This is a genomic window from Rhizobium laguerreae, assembly GCF_002008165.1.
GTDB lineage: Bacteria > Pseudomonadota > Alphaproteobacteria > Rhizobiales > Rhizobiaceae > Rhizobium > Rhizobium laguerreae.
Genome location: NZ_MRDM01000010.1, coordinates 134,176 through 151,236 on the forward strand (window position 1 = coordinate 134,176; position 17,061 = coordinate 151,236).

Below are 17,061 nucleotides of genomic sequence, written 5' to 3' on the forward strand. Positions count from 1 at the left end.
TCTCGCGGGGCAATTCGTAAACAACGGGAGAACCGAAATGACCAGCCCCAATCTCATCATTCTTTACGTCAAGGACCCGGCTGAAAGCGCCAGCTTCTACCGGAATCTGCTGAACCGCGAACCGGCCGTGGAAGCGCCGAATTTCGTCGCCTTTCCGCTTGAGGGCGGCTTCACGCTCGGCCTTTGGCGGCGCAGCAAGGTCGAGCCGCAGCCCTCCGCCATCGGCAATCGAGGCGAAGTGGCGTTCATGGTCGAAGGAGAAAATGCAGTCGCCAGGCATTATGAAGACTGGCGCCAGCGCGGTCTGCCGATCGCCCAGGAACTGACCGAACTGGATTTCGGCCCGACCTTCGTCGTGCTCGATCCCGATGGCCATCGGCTGCGTGTCTGTGAGCCGGATAAATGAATTTTGGCGCTCTGATTGTGGGGGCTTTGTCTCACAATCTCGTCGTGCCACATCCGCCCCCTCTGCCCTGCCGGGCATCTCCCCCACAGGTGGGGAGATTGGCTGGGCGCACCGGCTTCCCAAGCAATCAGCGTTGCAGCATGGCGAAACGGTAGATGAGCAGGAAGGCCAACCCACTTGTGATCTCCCTCCTTGTGGGGGAGATGCCCGGCAGGGCAGAGGGGGGTCTACTTGCACCCCTGGACCCGCTGTTTAAAGCAGGCCTCGCATCGCATGCCCCTTGTAGACGCCGAGGATGCGGACTTTCTCGGAAAAGAACCGCAGCTCCTCCAACGCCCGGCGCACGTTCGGATCGTTCGGATGGCCTTCGATATCGGCGTAAAACTGCGTCGCCACGAATTTTCCGCCGAGCTGGTAGCTTTCCAGCTTGGTCATGTTGATGTTGTTGGTGGCAAAGCCGCCGAGCGCCTTGTAGAGCGCGGCTGGAATGTTGCGGACGTTGAAGACGAAGGTGGTGACGACCTTTTCTTCCGCCGAATTCCGTTGCGCCCATTCCTCGTCGCGGGACAGGACGACGAAACGGGTCACATTGTTTTCCGTATCCTCGACATTTTCGGCGATGATCTCAAGCCCGTAGAGATCGGCGGCAAGGCGTGGCGCCAAGGCGGCCATCGAGCGGTCGCCGGTTTCCTGCACGAGTTTCGCCGCCCCCGCCGTATCGCCGGCGATCACCGGCTTCCAGCCATTGGCGCGAACGATCTTGCGGCACTGGCCGAGCGCGTGGATATGGCTGTGCACCGTGCGGATCTCGTCCTTGGTAACACCGGGCAGCACCATCAGCTGGAAGCGGATCGGCATGAAATATTCGCCGATGATGTGCAGCCGCGACTCCGGCAGCAAATGGTGGATATCGGCGACGCGCCCGGCAATCGTGTTCTCGATCGGGATCATCCCGATATCGGCGTCGCCGTTGTCGACTGCCGTAAAGGCATCTTCGAAGGTCTGGCAGGGCAACGGCTCCATGGTCGGAAACATGTCGCGGCTGGCCATATCGGAATTGGCGCCGAATTCGCCCTGGAAGGCGATCCTGTTGGTCTTGATGTTCATGATGGTTCCGTCAGTTCGACTTTGCGGAGAGGATGCGCCGCGCTTTTTCGAGGTCGGCGGGAGTATCGACACCGAGCGGAACCGTGTCAACGATCTCGGCGTCGATGCGCATGCCTGCTTCCAGCGCCCGCAGCTGCTCCAGCGATTCGCGCTTTTCGAGCGTCGAGGGGCCGAGCGAGACGAAGCGTTCGAGCGCCGCGCGCCGATAGGCATAAAGGCCGATATGGTGGTAGAGCGGCCCCTGGCCGTAAGGGGCGGTCGCGCGCGTGAAGTAGAGCGCGTGCAGCCGGTTGGCGGAAATCGGCGAACCGACGATCTTGACGATGTGCGGCGCGGTCTTGTCCTCCTCATTGTCGATTTCGGTCGTCAGCGTACCGATATCGACCGCCTCGTTCTCGAGCGGGCGCAACGCCGCGCGCACCGTTTCCGGATCGATCGTCGGCAGATCGCCCTGGACGTTGACGATGATTTTCGCCTTTCCGTCCGGATCGACTTTCGTCAGCGCCTCAAAAATCCGATCGGAACCCGATTGATGGTCTGCACGGGTCATGACGACTTCGAATCCGGCGGCGGCCACGGCCTCGAACACTCGGGCGTCGTCGACGGCGACGACGACGCGGCCGATGGCTGCTTCCCTGGCACGCAGCGCCACCTGGACGATCATCGGCAGACCGCAAATATCGGCCAGCGGCTTGCCCGGAAGCCGGGTGGAGGCCATGCGCGCCGGGATCAATACGAGCACGCCATCTAAATTTGAATCACTCATGGTTCAGGCCTTCTATTCCGGGCTGGAAAGTGTCAAAAAGTCTCATGCGCAAGACCATTTAGACAGTTGCAACGAACAGCCAAAAGACATAGGTTCCGCGCGATTTCAAGATGGTCCGGTTTATGATCTGCCGGCTGCAAGGGGAGCATTGCAGATGAATTCATACGTCAATACGGCCGTTGGGGCGCTGCTCGGAACGATTTTCGTTCTGATGTCTGTCTCCATCGCGTCCGAAGGGATCTTCCATTCCGAAGCACCGGAAAAGGAAGGTTTCGCGATCGTTGCCGAAGAGGCGCCTGCCGCCGGCGGTGAGGCTGCGCCTGCCGTTGCCGTTCCGATCGCGCAATTGCTCGCTTCTGCAGATGCCAAGGCCGGTGAAACTGTCTTCAAGAAGTGTCAGTCCTGTCATGACGCCACCAAAGGGGGACCGAATAAGGTCGGTCCCAACCTCTTTGGTGCCGTAGATCGCCCGATCGCCTCGCATGAAGGCTTTGCCTATTCCGCTGCCATGAAGGATTTCTCCAAGGGCGGCAGCGAGAAGTGGACCTTCGAAAACCTCAACAAGTTCCTGCTGGCGCCAAAGAAGGACATTCCAGGCACCGCGATGGGCTTCGCCGGTCTGGCGAAGGATCAGGAGCGCGCCAACGTTATCCTCTACCTGCACACGCTCGCCGATTCGCCGGTGCCGCTGCCGGATCCGAACGCCGCGACGCAGTAGCACGGCAGACAATCGCAGGACATTGAAGCCCGGCCCGCAAGCCGGGCTTTTTCGTTGTGCGGTAACGACATGCGTAAAGCAAAGACCTCAGGCGCCGAGGAAATAGGCCCAGAGCGAAACCGTGATGGCGCCGAGCGCCGTCGTCACCGTGATCGTCGAGGCGGCGAGGCTGTGACCGACGCCGAAGCGGTTGGCGATCAGCCAGGCGTTGACGCCGGTTGGGACGGAGGAGGTCAGCACGATCGCTGCCGTCCATTCGGGGCTGAGACCGAGCAGATGGCTCGCCGCCCACACGCAGCCGGGCAGCAGCAGCAACTTCAGGCTCGAGGTGACGCTGGCGATGCCGAGATTGCCGGAGACGCCGTATCTTTCCAGCGCCATGCCGAGCGATATCAGCGCCGCCGGGCCGGCAATGCCGGCGATCTGCCCGACGACCGTTGCCAGCGTCGTCGGCATGGTGAGACCGGAAAGGTGCATGGCCATGCCGGCCGCAAGGCCGATCACCAGCGGGTTGCGCACGAGGTTGACTGCGATCTGGCGAAGCACGAGCACCATGCTGCGATCGCTTTTGCCGGCGATCTTGCGCTCGGCATGCTCCATCAGCACTGTGCCGGCGACCATCATCACGGGCAGATGCACCGCAAGCAGGATCGACAGCGCCACCAGCCCTTCGTCGCCGACGGTCCGCTCGACCAGCGGCAGACCGATGAAGATATTGTTGGCGAAGGCCGAGGAAACGCCGGCCAGCACGCCGATCCGTTCGTCGCGGCCGAAGAGGCGTGTGGCGGCGATATGGCCGGCCGTCCACGTGATGGCGACGCCCGAAAAATAGACGATCCAGAGCCGGAAGGGCGAGGCGCCATGAAAATCCGCCTCGGCGATGGTGCGGAAGAGCAGAAGCGGCACGGCGATCTTGAAGACGAATTCGCTGAGCGCTTCGCCAACATTCGACGCCATCAATCCGCTGCGCACGATCACCCAGCCGATGAGAATCAGAATGAAGACGGGAAGGACGTCGAAAATGATGGCTGACATAGGGGAGGCTGCTCTGCGCGGGGGAGTATTCGACGTCTAGCAGCAAACTGCTTGGTTTGAAAAGGCAATCGCCGTCCAATCAAGCACATCGGCAAAACAAAAAAAGCGGGCATAGCCCGCTTTTCCGCTCCGGTCTTGCCGGAAACCCGGATCACGAAGCTGCCAGTTCATCCGTGGTCAGCATCGCGCCGGTAAGATCGAAGGGGTCATCCCTCGTGCGCCCGGCTGCAACTGGAAGCTGCTCATGCCGGTCTTCTTGCGAGTATTTCTAGATATTGAAAATGACAGGGACATGACGAATAGGCGGCACTTTTGCGAAGAAATAGACAGGCCATCCACCATTTATCCTTCCAAACCGCGGAAATTTCGCTAAGACCAAACCCCGGCTATCACAAACTCCGGGACCCCTCATTTCATGACAAGATTCGATGTTCTGACAGTCGGCAACGCAATCGTGGATATCATTGCCCGTTGCGACGACCAGTTCCTCATTGACAACCAGATCACCAAAGCGGCGATGAACCTTATCGATGCCGAACGCGCCGAACTCTTGTATTCGCGCATGGGACCGGCGCTCGAAGCTTCCGGCGGCAGCGCCGGCAACACGGCGGCGGGCGTGGCGAGCCTTGGCGGCAAGGCTGCCTATTTCGGCAATGTCGCCCAAGATCAGCTCGGTGACATCTTCACACACGACATCCGCGCCCAGGGCGTCCACTACGAGACCCGGCCGAAGGGCACCTTCCCGCCGACGGCGCGTTCGATGATCTTCGTCACCGAGGACGGCGAGCGTTCGATGAACACCTATCTCGGCGCCTGCGTCGAGCTCGGCCCGGAAGACGTCGAGACCGACGTCGTGGCTGACGCCAAGGTTACCTATTTCGAAGGTTATCTCTGGGATCCGCCACGCGCCAAGGAAGCGATCCTCGATTGTGCCCGCATCGCCCATGAAAACGGCCGCGAAATGTCGATGACGCTGTCCGACAGCTTCTGTGTCGACCGTTATCGCGGCGAATTCCTCGATCTGATGCGCACCGGCAAGGTCGATATCGTCTTCGCCAATCGCCAGGAAGCGCTGTCGCTCTACGAGACCGACGATTTCGAGGAGGCGCTGAACAGGATCGCCGCCGATTGCAAGATCGCCGCCGTGACGATGAGCGAGGATGGCGCCGTCATCCTGAAGGGCCGCGAGCGTTTTTACGTCGATGCGATCCGGATCAAGGAAGTGGTCGATACGACCGGTGCCGGCGATCTGTTCGCCTCCGGCTTCCTCTATGGCTACACGCAGGGACGTTCTTTGGAGGATTGCGGCAAGCTCGGTTGCCTGGCCGCCGGCATCGTCATCCAGCAGATCGGCCCGCGCCCGATGACCTCGCTTTCCGAGGCCGCCAAACGGGCAGGGCTTATTTGAAGGCTTCGCCGGGATAGGCGCCCCATATCTCCGACTGCGCCACCCAGCCCGAGGCGCCGTCGGTTTCGGCGCGGCACCAGTCGCCGTTGCATTCGCCAATGGTGATCATCACGCCGGGTTCGAGCTTGGCGACGATCGAGGCGGAGGGCTGCGCCTCGCGGCGCAGATTGACATAAATGCCCTTGCCCTTGGTCTTCATCCACGGGGCGGCAATTGCCGCGCGCTGACCTGACAGCAGCGACTGGTTGACCCAGCCTTCGGTGCCGTCGGCATCGCGGATGCGGCGCCAATTGTCGTATTCCTGGATGATTTCCACCGGCAGGCCGGATTTCAGGTACATCCAAGACACGGCGTAATCCGTTCCCGGACCGATGCGCAGGTTGACGCGCTTGGATTTCAGCGTGACGAAACGCGGCAATGGCAGTCCGCTTGGCCCTTTGGCCGCCTGCGCATGGGCGAACTCGACGCTTCCCATGGATGCAGCCAGAGCGATGGCAAGGGCGAGGCAGGACTTCAGGACTTTGCTGCGCATCGAAGTTTCCGTTTGCTCGAATTCGCGGGCAGGCCCGGCCTGCTCGCGCTCCGGGCTCTGACATTCCCCGGCTGCACCACGAGTTTTGTTTGTCTTCGCGTGCGGGTCTGGTAGAAAATGCCCGGAATGGGAAAATTATCACCCCTCTTGGTTAAAGACCTCTGAACAAGGCACCACAGGCAGCCATGACAGCGAAGAAAAAACCGAAGGTCTACATCACCCGCAAGCTGCCGGATGCCGTCGAAACCCGCATGCGCGAACTCTTCGACGCTGAGCTGAACATCGACGACGCGCCGCGCTCCGTTCCCGAGCTGATCGCCGCGGTCAAGACCGCCGATGTGCTGGTGCCGACCGTCACCGATCGCATCGACGCGGCGCTGATCGAACAGGCGGGACCGCAGATGAAGCTGATTGCGAGCTTCTCCAACGGCACCGATCACATCGACGTCGAGGCGGCGGCGCGCAAGGGCATCACCGTCACCAACACGCCGAACGTCCTGACCGAAGACACTGCCGATATGACCATGGCGCTGATTCTTGCCGTTCCGAGACGGCTCGGCGAAGGTGCGCGCGTGCTGACCGACAAGCCCGGCGAATGGGCAGGCTGGTCTCCGACCTGGATGCTCGGCCGGCGCATTCATGGCAAGCGAATCGGCATCGTCGGCATGGGCCGCATCGGCACGGCGGTGGCCCGCCGCGCCAAGGCTTTCGGCCTGTCGATCCACTACCACAACCGCAAGCGCGTCAATCCGGCCGTTGAGGACGAGCTGGAGGCGACCTATTGGGAAAGCCTCGACCAGATGCTCGCCCGCGTCGACATCGTTTCGGTCAATTGTCCGTCGACGCCGGCGACCTTCCACCTGATCTCGGCCCGCCGTCTGGCACTGCTGCAGCCGACGGCCTATCTCGTCAACACCGCGCGCGGCGACGTGGTCGATGAAGCTGCGCTGATCAAATGCCTGAGGGAGGGCCGGATTGCCGGTGCCGGCCTCGACGTCTTCGAAAATGAGCCTGCCGTCAACCCGAGGCTCATCAAGCTCGCCAATGAGGGCAAGGTCGTGCTGCTGCCGCATATGAGTTCGGCGACGATCGAAGGCCGCGTCGACATGGGCGACAAGGTCATCATCAACATCCGCACCTTCATCGACGGCCATAGACCGCCGAATCGGGTACTGCCGGGTCGTTAAAGAACGCTGTAAATCAGGCGACGCAGATCGGAGGAGCAAGGACCTTGCGCATCTCGACGAATGTCGTCCTGGCAAAGCCGGGATGCGCCTTTTCGGCGGTTCTGGAAAATCCCCAGGCGGCAAAGACGGCGTGATTGTCGGTGAGTTCGATGCGCGTTTCCAGCCGCAAGGCGGGAAGACCGAGCGCCGCAGCGGTCTCCTCGGCAATCCTCAGCAGCCGCTTGCCGAGGCCCCTGCCTTGTACCTCAGGCAGGACGGCGAGCTTGCCGACATACAGACAATCGGCCTCTGGCCGCAGGAAGAGGCAGCCGACCAGCTTTTCGCCGTCGATGGCGACATGGCCGATCTCGGTCCCGGCCTTTTCGGCCAGTGATGCCGTCGTCAGCTTGAGCGCCGAAGATGGCGGGTCGATCCTGCCATTCATGGCGGCGAAGGCGGAAAGGATCAGCGCCAGCAGTTCATCCCAGCGCGTGAAAGTCTGATCAAGCGGAACAATCCTCATCCCACCTGTCTCTCTGTTGTACGGCGTCGTTTGTAGCGGATGGTGTCGAAGCGGGCCGAGAGCGCGTCGTAGAGCAGCAACCGTCCGACCAGTGGTTCGCCAGTGCCAGTGACGAGCTTGATCGCCTCCATCGCCATCATCGTGCCGATGACGCCGGTCAGCGCGCCGATGATGCCGGCCTCGGCGCAGGCGGGAATCAGCCCCGCTGGCGGCGCTTCCGGAAACAGGTCGCGATATCTGGGGTTGGACGTTCCATCCTCAGCCGTCTCATAGGGCTTGAGAACTGTCAGCGAGCCGTCGAACCGCCCGACGGCGCCGCTGACGAGCGGGATGCGCGCTTCTTCCGCCGCATCGGCGGCGGCATAACGCGTGTCGAAATTGTCGGAGCCGTCGATCAGCAGGTCGAAGCCGGAGAGCTGACGGCGGGCGGCCTCCGGGGAAAAGCGTTCCTCGAAGCGGATCAGTCGGACATGCGGATTGAGCTTGGCGATGGCGAAGGCGGCACTCTCCGTCTTCAATTCGCCGATCGTGCCGGAATCATGGATCACCTGGCGCTGCAGGTTCGACAACGACACCCGGTCGTCGTCGACGATACCGAGCGTGCCGATACCGGCTGCGGCCAGATATTGCAGGACCGGCGCACCGAGGCCACCGGCGCCGATCACCAGCACGCGGGCGGCTTTCAGTTTCTGCTGGCCGGCGCCGCCGATCTCGGGCAGCAGGATGTGGCGGTGATAGCGCGCGATTTCTTCCGGGCTGAGCGGTTCCATGGCGCCGATGTTATCATGACGCCCGACGCCGGGAAAAGCCGCCTCGGTCATTCGAACACCCTTCCGTCGGCCACCGTGAAAAACTGCGCCCTGTCGCCGAGTGCCGAAAACATCGCGCGATCCGTTCCGGTCATGAAGGCCTGGCCGCCGAGCCCGTCGATAAGGTCGAACAACGCGGCGCGGCGGCCCTCGTCGAGATGGGCTGCGATCTCGTCGAGCAGCAGGATCGGCGCATGGCCGGTGAGATTACCGACGAGCCGGGCATGCGCAAGCACCAGACCGACAAGCAGCGCTTTCTGCTCGCCGGTGGAGCAACGCTCCGCCTCCATCGCCTTTTCGCGGTGATGCACGATGAGATCGGCCCGGTGCGGCCCCTCAAGCGTGCGCCCTGCGCCGGCATCGCGGTAGCGGCTCTCCGCCAGCATCGCCGCGTAGTCGTCCTCAAGGTCGACCGAGGGGCTCGAGAACTGACCGTCCATGAAGCCCGAAAGCTGCAGCGATGCCGAAGGGAAGGGCGAGCTTTCGCGGGTTTCCTCGATCAACCGGGTAAGCAGGCCGAGCATCTCCTGCCGGGCGAGCGCCATGGCGATGCCGAGGCTTGCCATCTGCTCCTCGATGCCGGCAAGCCAGGAGGGATCGAAGCGCCCTTCATCCAGCAATTTGTTGCGGCTGCGCATGGCGCGCTCGAAATCGCTGGCGCGGCGGCCATGAGCGGGATCGAGCGACAGCACCAGCCGGTCAAGAAAGCGCCGCCGGTCGGAAGAGGCGCCGGTAAAGAGGCCGTCCATCGCCGGTGTCAGCCAGAGAAGGCGCAGATGGTCGGTCAGTTCGTCGGCAGTCTTTGCCGTCGTGCCATTGATGCGCAGCCTGCGGGCGGTGGTCTCCTCGCCCGTTTCGATGCCGGTGCCGATCTCGACGTCGCCCTCCATGCCGTCGAGCGCGGCGAAGACCGAAAAGCCGCCGGCCGCGCCGACGCGGGTAATGTCGCCATAAGCCGCACGGCGCAGACCGCGGCCGGGCGAAAGCAACGAGACGGCCTCCATGAGATTGGTCTTGCCGGCACCGTTGTCTCCCGTCAGCACGGCATGCCGACCATCAAGGGTAAGGGCCGCCGCCACATAGTTGCGGAAGTCTGTCAGTTTCAGACGGGAAAGAGAAACTTTGTGCGGCATCGAATGTCCGGAATCGTAAAGCGTGACAGCTAAGCCGAAGCGGCGCTGATGGCAAGGCTGGCAGCTTTTTGGCCGCGGGGACGTGTACCGCCGCTGCTGCCGAACGTCAGGACGCGGCGGCTGGCGCCACGCAGGACATATATTTCAGATGATCCCGTGACAGAAGCCCTTGTGTCCGACATCCTCCCGATGGAACAGCAGCCATGGCACTTTCGAAATTCGGTTAAAAATACAACCATCCGAGATGCCTGACATCGCCAGACCGATCCTGTCGACAGTCATTGCCAATGTCTTCCAGCGCCGGATATTCAAGGTTTGCCGCCATCCTCCAAGGCTACTGACGTAACGTAAAGCCCAAAAAAAGTTGGTTGAATTTTGCAACTGTTGGGTTGAGTTATCCGGCGCAAACGATATGGTAAACGGACCGTTTATGTATAAGAGAGTGATGAAGTGCCAGATCCGGTTGATATTATCGTCGGTCGCAACGTCAGACAGTTTCGCGCCCTTCGCCGTGTTTCTCAGCTCGAGCTTGGCGAAGCACTCGGACTGACTTTCCAGCAAATCCAGAAATACGAGAAGGGGGCGAACCGCGTTTCCGCCAGCAAGCTGCATCAGATCGCGGTTTTTCTCGACGTCGAGATCTCCGCTCTCTTCGAGGGTGCCGGCATGTCGCCATTCGGCAGCCGTGTCGAACTCAGCCCCGACGCCTATGCGCTTGCGCTGAGCTACGACAAGCTGAACTCACCGGCAGGCAAGGAAGCGGTCAAGACCATCGTCACCCTCATGACGGGGGAAGCGGCCGAAACCACCGCCTGATTCCACTGCAGCAATCACGGTTCCCACGGAAAGCACGACCTATTCAAGGTCTGGATGGCTTCCGGACGCCTGCGGGTGTGCAGCAATATTGGGAGGATGACTTGCATCAGAACAAAGACCGGAAGCAGACCGCCTGATTGAGGTTTGATGCCGCGCGCTTCAGTGAATCTCGCATTCGTGCAGCGCCATCAGCAGATCGTCCTGCGTCTGGTGGCCGGCATGATAGAGGTCGATCGCGATGCTGGCAATGGAAAGGCCTTGCTGGCTGCGAAGCTTGATGTTGCGCTCGGCGCACCATGTGTAGATGGCGCCGGCGAGAACGTCGACATCTTCGGACTGAGAGGAAAAGGCTGGCGCCATGGCTGATACCCTTGGTTTGTTTGTTCCCGCTAGCGCTAAGGACGCTCTATCACTTTGATTTGGTGCATGCCCCCGAAATCGATTCCGGCTCCCAGGGTCATGCACTGACGGCAGAGACTGAATTCATTTGGAAAACTTGCAAGCGGCATCATCTGGCTGCGTTAACGCAAGTCATCGTCCCGCCCGCCGCCGTATCGATCTGGGACAGATTCGCCGGCATGGACGGCGAATGTCGCAAATCGAGATTCCGGGAACAAAAAAACCGGAGACGTTTCCGTCCCCGGCTTTCGTAATGGGCATGTCGATCGCGGCTCAGCCTTCGAAGAATTCCTTCATGCGGGCAAAGAAGCCCGTCGATTCGGGATTGTTCTCCTTGGAGGAAAGCTGCTCGAATTCCTGAAGCAGTTCGCGCTGGCGCTTGGTGAGCTTTTGCGGCGTCTCGATCTGGATCTGGATGTAGAGGTCGCCCGTCTGCACCGAACGCAGCACCGGCATGCCCTTGCCCTTGAGACGGAACTGTTTGCCGACCTGGGTGCCCTCGGGCACGGTGACGCGGGACTTGGTGCCGTCGAGCGTCGCCACGTCGAAGGTGCCGCCGAGTGCCGCCGTCGTCATCGAGATCGGAACGGCGCAATAGAGATCGGCTCCGTCGCGCTGGTAGAATTCATGCGGTTTGACGGACAGGAAGATATAGAGGTCGCCTGCCGGTCCGCCGCGGGCGCCGGCCTCGCCTTCGCCCTGCAGCCGGATGCGGGTGCCGTCCTCGATGCCGGCCGGGATATTGACCGAGAGCGAACGCTCTTCCGTCACACGGCCCTGGCCGTGGCACTTCGGACACGGATCGGGAATGATCTGGCCGCGGCCGTGGCAGGTCGGGCAGGTCCGTTCGATCGAGAAGAAGCCCTGTGCCGCGCGCACGCGCCCCGTTCCCTGGCAGGTGCCGCAGTTCTTCGGCTGCGTGCCGGGTTTGGCGCCTGAACCCGAACAGACGTCGCAGGTGATCGACGTCGGAACGCGGATCTGCGCCGTCTTGCCGGAGAAAGACTCCTCCAGCGTTATTTCCATGTTGTAGCGAAGATCGGCGCCGCGTTCGCGGCCGCCCGACGACCGCTGGCGCGCGCGCCCTCCACCCATCATCTCGCCGAAGATATCCTCGAAAATGTCGGAGAAACCGCCGCCGGCAAATCCGCCGCCACCGCCGCCCATGCCGCCATGCTCGAAGGCCGCATGACCATACCGGTCATAGGCCGCCCGCTTCTGCGGGTCCTTGAGCATCTCGTAGGCTTCGTTGATTTCCTTGAACTTCCGTTCGGCGTCCTTGTCATCCGGGTTCTTGTCCGGATGGTATTTCATCGCCAGTTTGCGAAAGGCGCTCTTCAGCTCTTTCTCGTCCGCCGACTTGGCTACACCCAGAGTTTCGTAAAAGTCCGCTTTTGCCATTAAGGATTAAACCCCGGAAATGGATTTCCGGCTGCCATGGTGAGCAGCCGGATCAGATGTTGAAGCATAACCACGCCGTCGCGGATTACGCGGACTTCTTGCGGTCGTCGTCCTTGATTTCCTCGTAGTCGGCATCGACGACATTGTCGCCGCTTTCCGCGGAGGCATCACCGGCAGCGCCGCTTTCGGCCTGCTGTGCTTCATAGATCGCCTGGCCGAGCTTCATCGACACTTCCATCAACGTCTGGGTCTTGGCCTTGATGTCGTCGGCATCCGGCTCGGATGCTTCCGACGCCGTCTTCAGCGCAGCGATCGCATCCGAGATCGCGGTGCGGTCGGCCTCGGAAACCTTGTCCCCGTAATCCTTCAGCGACTTTTCCGAGGAATGGATCAGGCTTTCGGCCTGGTTCCGGGCTTCGACGGCCTCGCGGCGCTTCTTGTCCTCGGTGGCATGGGCTTCGGCATCCTTCACCATCTTCTCGATGTCGGCGTCGGAGAGACCGCCGGACGCCTGGATGCGGATCTGCTGTTCCTTGCCGGTGCCCTTGTCCTTGGCCGAAACCTGGACGATGCCGTTGGCGTCGATGTCGAAGGTGACTTCGATCTGCGGCATGCCGCGCGGCGACGGCGGCAGACCGACGAGGTCGAACTGGCCGAGCAGCTTGTTGTCGGCAGCCATTTCACGCTCGCCCTGCGAGACGCGGATGGTCACGGCCTGCTGGTTGTCTTCGGCGGTCGAAAACGTCTGGCTCTTCTTCGTCGGGATCGTCGTGTTGCGTTCGATCAGGCGGGTGAAGACACCACCGAGCGTCTCGATGCCGAGCGACAGCGGCGTCACGTCGAGGAGCAGGACGTCCTTGACGTCGCCCTGCAGAACGCCGGCCTGGATGGCGGCGCCAAGCGCTACCACTTCATCCGGGTTGACGCCCTTGTGGGGCTCCTTGCCGAACAGCTGCTTGACGACTTCCTGTACCTTCGGCATGCGGCTCATGCCGCCGACGAGAACCACTTCGTCGATTTCGGCAGCAGTGACGCCGGCATCCTTGAGCGCTGCCTTGCACGGCGCGATCGTGCGCTGGACGAGATCGTCGACCAGGCTTTCGAGCTTGGCGCGGGTCAGCTTCAGCGTCAGATGCTTGGGGCCCGAGGCGTCGGCGGTGATGAACGGCAGGTTGATTTCGGTTTGCTGCGAGGACGAAAGCTCGATCTTTGCCTTTTCCGCAGCTTCCTTGAGGCGCTGCAGGGCAAGCTTGTCGTTCTTCAGGTCGATGCCGTTGTCCCTCTTGAACTCGGCAACGAGATATTCGACGAGACGCATGTCGAAGTCTTCACCGCCGAGGAAGGTATCGCCGTTGGTGGACTTCACTTCGAAGACGCCGTCGCCGATCTCGAGGATTGAAATATCGAAGGTGCCGCCGCCAAGGTCGTAGACGGCAATCGTCTTGCCTTCTTTCTTGTCGAGACCGTAGGCGAGGGCCGCAGCAGTCGGCTCGTTGATGATGCGCAGGACTTCAAGACCGGCGATGCGGCCGGCATCCTTGGTTGCCTGGCGCTGCGCGTCGTTGAAGTAGGCGGGAACGGTGATGACGGCCTTCTCGACCTTCTCGCCGAGATAGGATTCGGCAGTTTCCTTCATCTTCTGAAGGATCATCGCGGAAATCTGTGCGGGAGAGTAGCCCTTGCCATTGGCTTCGACCCAGGCGTCGCCATTGTCGCCCTTGACGATGGTGAAGGGAACGAGATGCTTGTCCTTCTCGACGGTCGGATCTTCGTAGCGGCGGCCGATCAGGCGCTTGACTGCAAAGAGCGTATTCGTCGGGTTGGTGACCGCCTGGCGCTTGGCCGGCTGGCCGACGAGGCGTTCGCCATCATCGGAAAATGCCACCATGGAAGGGGTCGTACGCGCACCTTCCGCGTTCTCGATGACCTTCGCGTCCTTGCCGTCCATAACTGCGACGCAGGAATTCGTCGTTCCGAGGTCGATACCAATTACTTTTGCCATGTCATTCTCTCCTTGAAGCAAGCTGTGGGAACCCCGAGAAGGCATTTCCCTGACAGCCCCTTACGGGATGGGTCTACTTAAGATTACGCAATCGTGATTGCGGTGATGCGGCGTATATAAGGAGCGGTTTTCTGGACTGCAAGGCGAGAAATGGCCCGGAATCCAGCAAAACGAATGTGTTGCATTCAATTTTGACAGTAGCCGGGAAAGAGGTCGCCCTATGTCCGGAAACCGGGCGATTTCTGAAGCATGTCGCGCAAAACCGTGTAGCGTTTTTGCGACACCGACATGCGTAAAACAAGGAGCTCAAGCGCGAGGCGCGAGTCCGAAAGATCATGGCGCGCTTTAGAGCATCGGGCGTGCGCCGGGCATGTAGCAAAGATCTCACTGGCCCATGATCAGATCGAGCAGCGTCGTGCGCCGCGGCTGGACGGAAGAGGTCGTCTGCGCGCCCCCGACATCCCCAGGCGGAACCATGCCCTCATAGTTCGAACCCCCGCCTTCGGCAATGTCTGCAGGAGGAACCGGGCCATTGCCGGAGCTCGCCGCCTGCTGCCGGGCAGGCGCTTGCGGATAGCGGTTTGCATTGTCGTCACCGCCGAAGACGCCGGAAATGATGCCGCCGATCGTCGACGGCGGCGCCTCGGCCGTCATCGGTTGTCCGCTGCCCAGCTGCCCATCGGCCGGTGCCTGCGCCATCGGCTGACCATTGTTCGGATCGGCGATCAACTGGCCGTTGCCGAAGAGCGGTGCCGGCGAAAGACCCTTGTGGGCGGCGATCATGAATTCCTTCCAGGCCTTGGCCGGCAAGCCGCCGCCGGTCACTTTCTTCATCGGCTTGCCGTCGTCATTGCCGAACCAGACCCCGGTGGTGAGATTGCTGGTGAAGCCGACGAAGAGCGCGTCGCGCGAATTCTGGGTGGTGCCGGTCTTTCCCGCCGCCTGCCAGCCGGGGATCTTGGCGCTCTTGCCGGTGCCGTTGTCGATGACACCCATCATCATCGCATCCATCTGGGCGACGATCTGCTCGGACAGCACGCGCGGCGGGCTGTCATAGGTATTTTCGTAGAGAACCTTGCCCTCGGCGGTCGTCACCCGGCGAATGACGTGCGGCGTCGCCTTGTAGCCGCCGTTCATGAAGGCGGCATAGGAGGCGGTGAGTTCCATCAGCGACACCTCGGACGTGCCGAGGGCGATCGAGGCGTTCGGCTGCAGCTCGCTTTCGATGCCGAGCCGGTGGGCAAGCTTGATCACCTGATCCGGCCCGTCATACATCACCAGCTGGGCGGCCACCGTGTTCAGCGACTTGGCAAGCGCGGTCGCCAGCGTCACTTCGCCATTGTATTTTTTCTCGTAATTTTCGGGCGTCCAGTCGCCGATCCGGATTGGCGCGTCGTTAAACACCGAATAGGGTGTCAGCCCCTTCTCGAGTGCTGCGGCATAGACGAAGGGCTTGAACGAGGAACCCGGCTGGCGTTTGGCCTTGACGGCGCGGTTGAACTGGCTCGTCGCATAGTCCCTGCCGCCGACCAGCGCCCGGATCGCACCGGTGCCGTCGATCGAGACCAGGGCCGCCTGCGAGGCGTCGAGCTTGCCGCCCTCCTTGTCGAGTACGTCGACCAGCGATTGCTCGGCCTTCTTTTCCAGCGACTTGTCGATGGTCGTATCGACGATGACGTCTTCCTTGACGTCGCCGATCAGACCCGGCAGCGCGTCCATCACCATGTCGGCGACATAGTGCCCGGCGCCCGACCAGTAGCTCTTGGCCGAAGCCGGGGTCTGCGACATCGCCGTCTTGACCTCGGAATCGGTGATGAAGCCCTGTTCGCGCATCGCCGCGAGCACGAGTTGGGCGCGTGCATTCGCAGCTTCCGCATCGCGGGCCGGCGAAAGCCGCGACGGCGCCTTGAGCAGGCCGGCAAGCACCGCGGCCTCGCCGAGGTTTACGTCACGCGCCGATTTGTTGAAGTAGCGGCGCGAGGCTGCCTCGACGCCATAGGCGTTCGATCCGAAGAACACCCGGTTGAGATACATCGCCAGGATCTGGTCCTTGGTGTATTTCTGCTCCAGCCACAGCGAGAGCAGCACCTCCTGCACCTTGCGTTCCAGCGTTCTTTCAGGCGAGAGGAAGAGGTTCTTGGCAAGCTGCTGGGTCAGCGTCGAGCCACCCTGGACCATGTGGCCAGCGGTGAGGTTGGTCACGATCGCCCGGCCGAGGCCGAGCGGATCGACGCCGAAATGCGAATAGAAACGCCGATCCTCGATGGCGATGACGGCTTCCGGAATATAGGGCGACATGTTTTCGAGCGACAGCGCTTCGCCGCCGGTGGCGCCGCGATTGGCGATGACGCTGCCGTCGACAGCGGTGATCTTGACGTTCGGCGGCCGCTCCGGGATCGCCCATGTGCTGGCGCTCGGCATGCGCGAGCCATAATAGACCACGAGCCCGGCAACGCCGATACCGGCCCAGATGAAAAGCACGACGCACCAGTAGATCATGCGGCGCATGAAGCCGAACAACCCGCCGCCTTCACGCTCCCGCGGCTCGCGCCGTCGCCGGGAGGCGGGGCGCTGCGGCGGGGGTTTCGAGCCGCCGCGGCGCGGAGATCGGCCTCCGGCGATGCGCTCGTCGGCATCCAGCGAGAATTCGTCATCGTCGCGTGCCGGCCGGCCGCTGAAGGAGGGTTCTATTCTGTCGCCTGATCTGCCTCTGCCTGCCATCGCGGACCGGTCACACCCCATATTCGATCGCGAAGTCAGCTTCGCATGACGGCGCTCTTCTCCAGCGCCGCGCGTCTTTTCAGGCGCGCAAAGGACGCTGGAGCACTTTGAGTGCCGCC

The 17,061-nt window shown here is 61.8% G+C and carries 16 protein-coding genes; 5 read left to right on the forward strand and 11 right to left on the reverse strand.

Features of this window, described 5'->3' with window-relative positions:
• Positions 1-37: 37 nt before the first annotated feature.
• The gene (locus BS630_RS09050) at positions 38-406 is read left to right on the forward strand and encodes a VOC family protein (RefSeq protein ID WP_017962745.1); all 369 of its coding nucleotides are present in this window, start codon (positions 38-40) and stop codon (positions 404-406) included.
• A 252-nt stretch (positions 407-658) separates the two neighbouring features.
• Here BS630_RS09050 and BS630_RS09055 read toward each other — a convergent pair whose 3' ends face one another.
• Together BS630_RS09055 and BS630_RS09060 are read right to left on the reverse strand one after the other, a co-directional pair.
• On the reverse strand, positions 659-1,513 hold the full coding sequence (locus BS630_RS09055) for a prephenate dehydratase (RefSeq protein WP_003544355.1): 855 nt from the start codon (positions 1,511-1,513) through the stop codon (positions 659-661).
• A gap of 10 nt (positions 1,514-1,523) precedes the next feature.
• Complete coding sequence (locus tag BS630_RS09060; protein WP_077977154.1) at positions 1,524-2,279, reverse strand: 3-deoxy-manno-octulosonate cytidylyltransferase; 756 nt, start codon at positions 2,277-2,279, stop codon at positions 1,524-1,526.
• Positions 2,280-2,433: 154 nt separating this feature from the next.
• On the opposite strand from BS630_RS09060, the gene BS630_RS09065 reads away from it, so the two are divergent.
• Positions 2,434-2,997, forward strand: a complete 564-nt coding sequence (locus BS630_RS09065) for a c-type cytochrome (protein ID WP_077977700.1) — start codon at positions 2,434-2,436, stop codon at positions 2,995-2,997.
• A gap of 87 nt (positions 2,998-3,084) precedes the next feature.
• On the opposite strand, the gene BS630_RS09070 is transcribed toward BS630_RS09065, so the two are convergent.
• Positions 3,085-4,032, reverse strand: a complete 948-nt coding sequence (locus tag BS630_RS09070; protein WP_062944866.1) for an AEC family transporter — start codon at positions 4,030-4,032, stop codon at positions 3,085-3,087.
• A 415-nt stretch (positions 4,033-4,447) separates the two neighbouring features.
• Here BS630_RS09070 and BS630_RS09075 point away from each other — a divergent pair, with 415 nt between their 5' ends.
• A complete protein-coding gene (locus tag BS630_RS09075; protein WP_077977155.1) occupies positions 4,448-5,440 on the forward strand; it encodes an adenosine kinase in 993 nt (330 codons plus the stop codon).
• Here BS630_RS09075 and BS630_RS09080 read toward each other — a convergent pair.
• The gene (locus tag BS630_RS09080) at positions 5,433-5,972 is read right to left on the reverse strand and encodes an SH3 domain-containing protein (protein ID WP_025396646.1); all 540 of its coding nucleotides are present in this window, start codon (positions 5,970-5,972) and stop codon (positions 5,433-5,435) included. The genes BS630_RS09075 and BS630_RS09080 overlap by 8 nt on opposite strands.
• Positions 5,973-6,157: 185 nt before the next feature.
• Here BS630_RS09080 and BS630_RS09085 point away from each other — a divergent pair, with 185 nt between their 5' ends.
• Positions 6,158-7,159, forward strand: coding sequence for a 2-hydroxyacid dehydrogenase (locus BS630_RS09085; protein ID WP_025396647.1), 1,002 nt, complete (start codon positions 6,158-6,160; stop codon positions 7,157-7,159).
• A gap of 13 nt (positions 7,160-7,172) precedes the next feature.
• Here the strand turns inward: BS630_RS09085 and BS630_RS09090 are convergent, their stop codons facing one another.
• The 3 genes from BS630_RS09090 to recF are packed head-to-tail and all read right to left on the reverse strand — an operon-like array spanning position 7,173 to position 9,603.
• Positions 7,173-7,661, reverse strand: coding sequence for a GNAT family N-acetyltransferase (locus BS630_RS09090; RefSeq protein ID WP_077977156.1), 489 nt, complete (start codon positions 7,659-7,661; stop codon positions 7,173-7,175).
• Positions 7,658-8,482: a molybdopterin-synthase adenylyltransferase MoeB gene (locus BS630_RS09095; protein WP_077977157.1), complete on the reverse strand. Its 825-nt coding sequence runs from the start codon at positions 8,480-8,482 to the stop codon at positions 7,658-7,660. Before BS630_RS09095 ends, BS630_RS09090 begins: the two co-directional genes overlap by 4 nt.
• Positions 8,479-9,603, reverse strand: a complete 1,125-nt coding sequence (recF, locus tag BS630_RS09100) for a DNA replication/repair protein RecF (RefSeq protein ID WP_077977158.1) — start codon at positions 9,601-9,603, stop codon at positions 8,479-8,481. Before recF ends, BS630_RS09095 begins: the two co-directional genes overlap by 4 nt.
• A 450-nt stretch (positions 9,604-10,053) precedes the next feature.
• On the opposite strand from recF, the gene BS630_RS09105 reads away from it, so the two are divergent.
• Positions 10,054-10,419 carry a helix-turn-helix domain-containing protein gene (locus tag BS630_RS09105; protein ID WP_017962753.1) on the forward strand — a complete coding sequence of 122 codons (366 nt, stop codon included), beginning with the start codon at positions 10,054-10,056 and terminating at the stop codon, positions 10,417-10,419.
• A gap of 159 nt (positions 10,420-10,578) precedes the next feature.
• Here the strand turns inward: BS630_RS09105 and BS630_RS09110 are convergent, their stop codons facing one another.
• From BS630_RS09110 to BS630_RS09125, 4 genes are all read right to left on the reverse strand, one after another.
• Positions 10,579-10,779: a hypothetical protein gene (locus tag BS630_RS09110; RefSeq protein WP_003544370.1), complete on the reverse strand. Its 201-nt coding sequence runs from the start codon at positions 10,777-10,779 to the stop codon at positions 10,579-10,581.
• Between the two features lie 312 nt (positions 10,780-11,091).
• Positions 11,092-12,219 (reverse strand): molecular chaperone DnaJ, encoded by a 1,128-nt coding sequence (dnaJ, locus tag BS630_RS09115; RefSeq protein ID WP_011649969.1) that lies wholly within the window; start codon positions 12,217-12,219, stop codon positions 11,092-11,094.
• Positions 12,220-12,304: 85 nt separating this feature from the next.
• Positions 12,305-14,221, reverse strand: a complete 1,917-nt coding sequence (gene dnaK, locus BS630_RS09120) for a molecular chaperone DnaK (protein ID WP_072640060.1) — start codon at positions 14,219-14,221, stop codon at positions 12,305-12,307.
• Between the two features lie 384 nt (positions 14,222-14,605).
• Complete coding sequence (locus tag BS630_RS09125; protein ID WP_077977159.1) at positions 14,606-16,942, reverse strand: transglycosylase domain-containing protein; 2,337 nt, start codon at positions 16,940-16,942, stop codon at positions 14,606-14,608.
• Between the last annotated feature and the right edge of the window lie 119 nt (positions 16,943-17,061).

Bases quoted from the DNA above. Each gene is read 5' to 3' on its own strand.
- BS630_RS09080 (WP_025396646.1), bottom strand. From the start codon at position 5,972: ATGCGCAGCAAAGTCCTGAAGTCCTGCCTCGCCCTTGCCATCGCTCTG.
- BS630_RS09125 (WP_077977159.1), bottom strand. From the start codon at position 16,942: ATGGCAGGCAGAGGCAGATCAGGCGACAGAATAGAACCCTCCTTCAGC.
- BS630_RS09085 (WP_025396647.1), top strand. From the start codon at position 6,158: ATGACAGCGAAGAAAAAACCGAAGGTCTACATCACCCGCAAGCTGCCG.
- recF (WP_077977158.1), bottom strand. From the start codon at position 9,603: ATGCCGCACAAAGTTTCTCTTTCCCGTCTGAAACTGACAGACTTCCGC.
- BS630_RS09070 (WP_062944866.1), bottom strand. From the start codon at position 4,032: ATGTCAGCCATCATTTTCGACGTCCTTCCCGTCTTCATTCTGATTCTC.
- BS630_RS09060 (WP_077977154.1), bottom strand. From the start codon at position 2,279: ATGAGTGATTCAAATTTAGATGGCGTGCTCGTATTGATCCCGGCGCGC.
- dnaK (WP_072640060.1), bottom strand. From the start codon at position 14,221: ATGGCAAAAGTAATTGGTATCGACCTCGGAACGACGAATTCCTGCGTC.
- BS630_RS09110 (WP_003544370.1), bottom strand. From the start codon at position 10,779: ATGGCGCCAGCCTTTTCCTCTCAGTCCGAAGATGTCGACGTTCTCGCC.
- BS630_RS09065 (WP_077977700.1), top strand. From the start codon at position 2,434: ATGAATTCATACGTCAATACGGCCGTTGGGGCGCTGCTCGGAACGATT.
- BS630_RS09095 (WP_077977157.1), bottom strand. From the start codon at position 8,482: ATGACCGAGGCGGCTTTTCCCGGCGTCGGGCGTCATGATAACATCGGC.
- BS630_RS09075 (WP_077977155.1), top strand. From the start codon at position 4,448: ATGACAAGATTCGATGTTCTGACAGTCGGCAACGCAATCGTGGATATC.
- BS630_RS09050 (WP_017962745.1), top strand. From the start codon at position 38: ATGACCAGCCCCAATCTCATCATTCTTTACGTCAAGGACCCGGCTGAA.
- dnaJ (WP_011649969.1), bottom strand. From the start codon at position 12,219: ATGGCAAAAGCGGACTTTTACGAAACTCTGGGTGTAGCCAAGTCGGCG.
- BS630_RS09090 (WP_077977156.1), bottom strand. From the start codon at position 7,661: ATGAGGATTGTTCCGCTTGATCAGACTTTCACGCGCTGGGATGAACTG.
- BS630_RS09055 (WP_003544355.1), bottom strand. From the start codon at position 1,513: ATGAACATCAAGACCAACAGGATCGCCTTCCAGGGCGAATTCGGCGCC.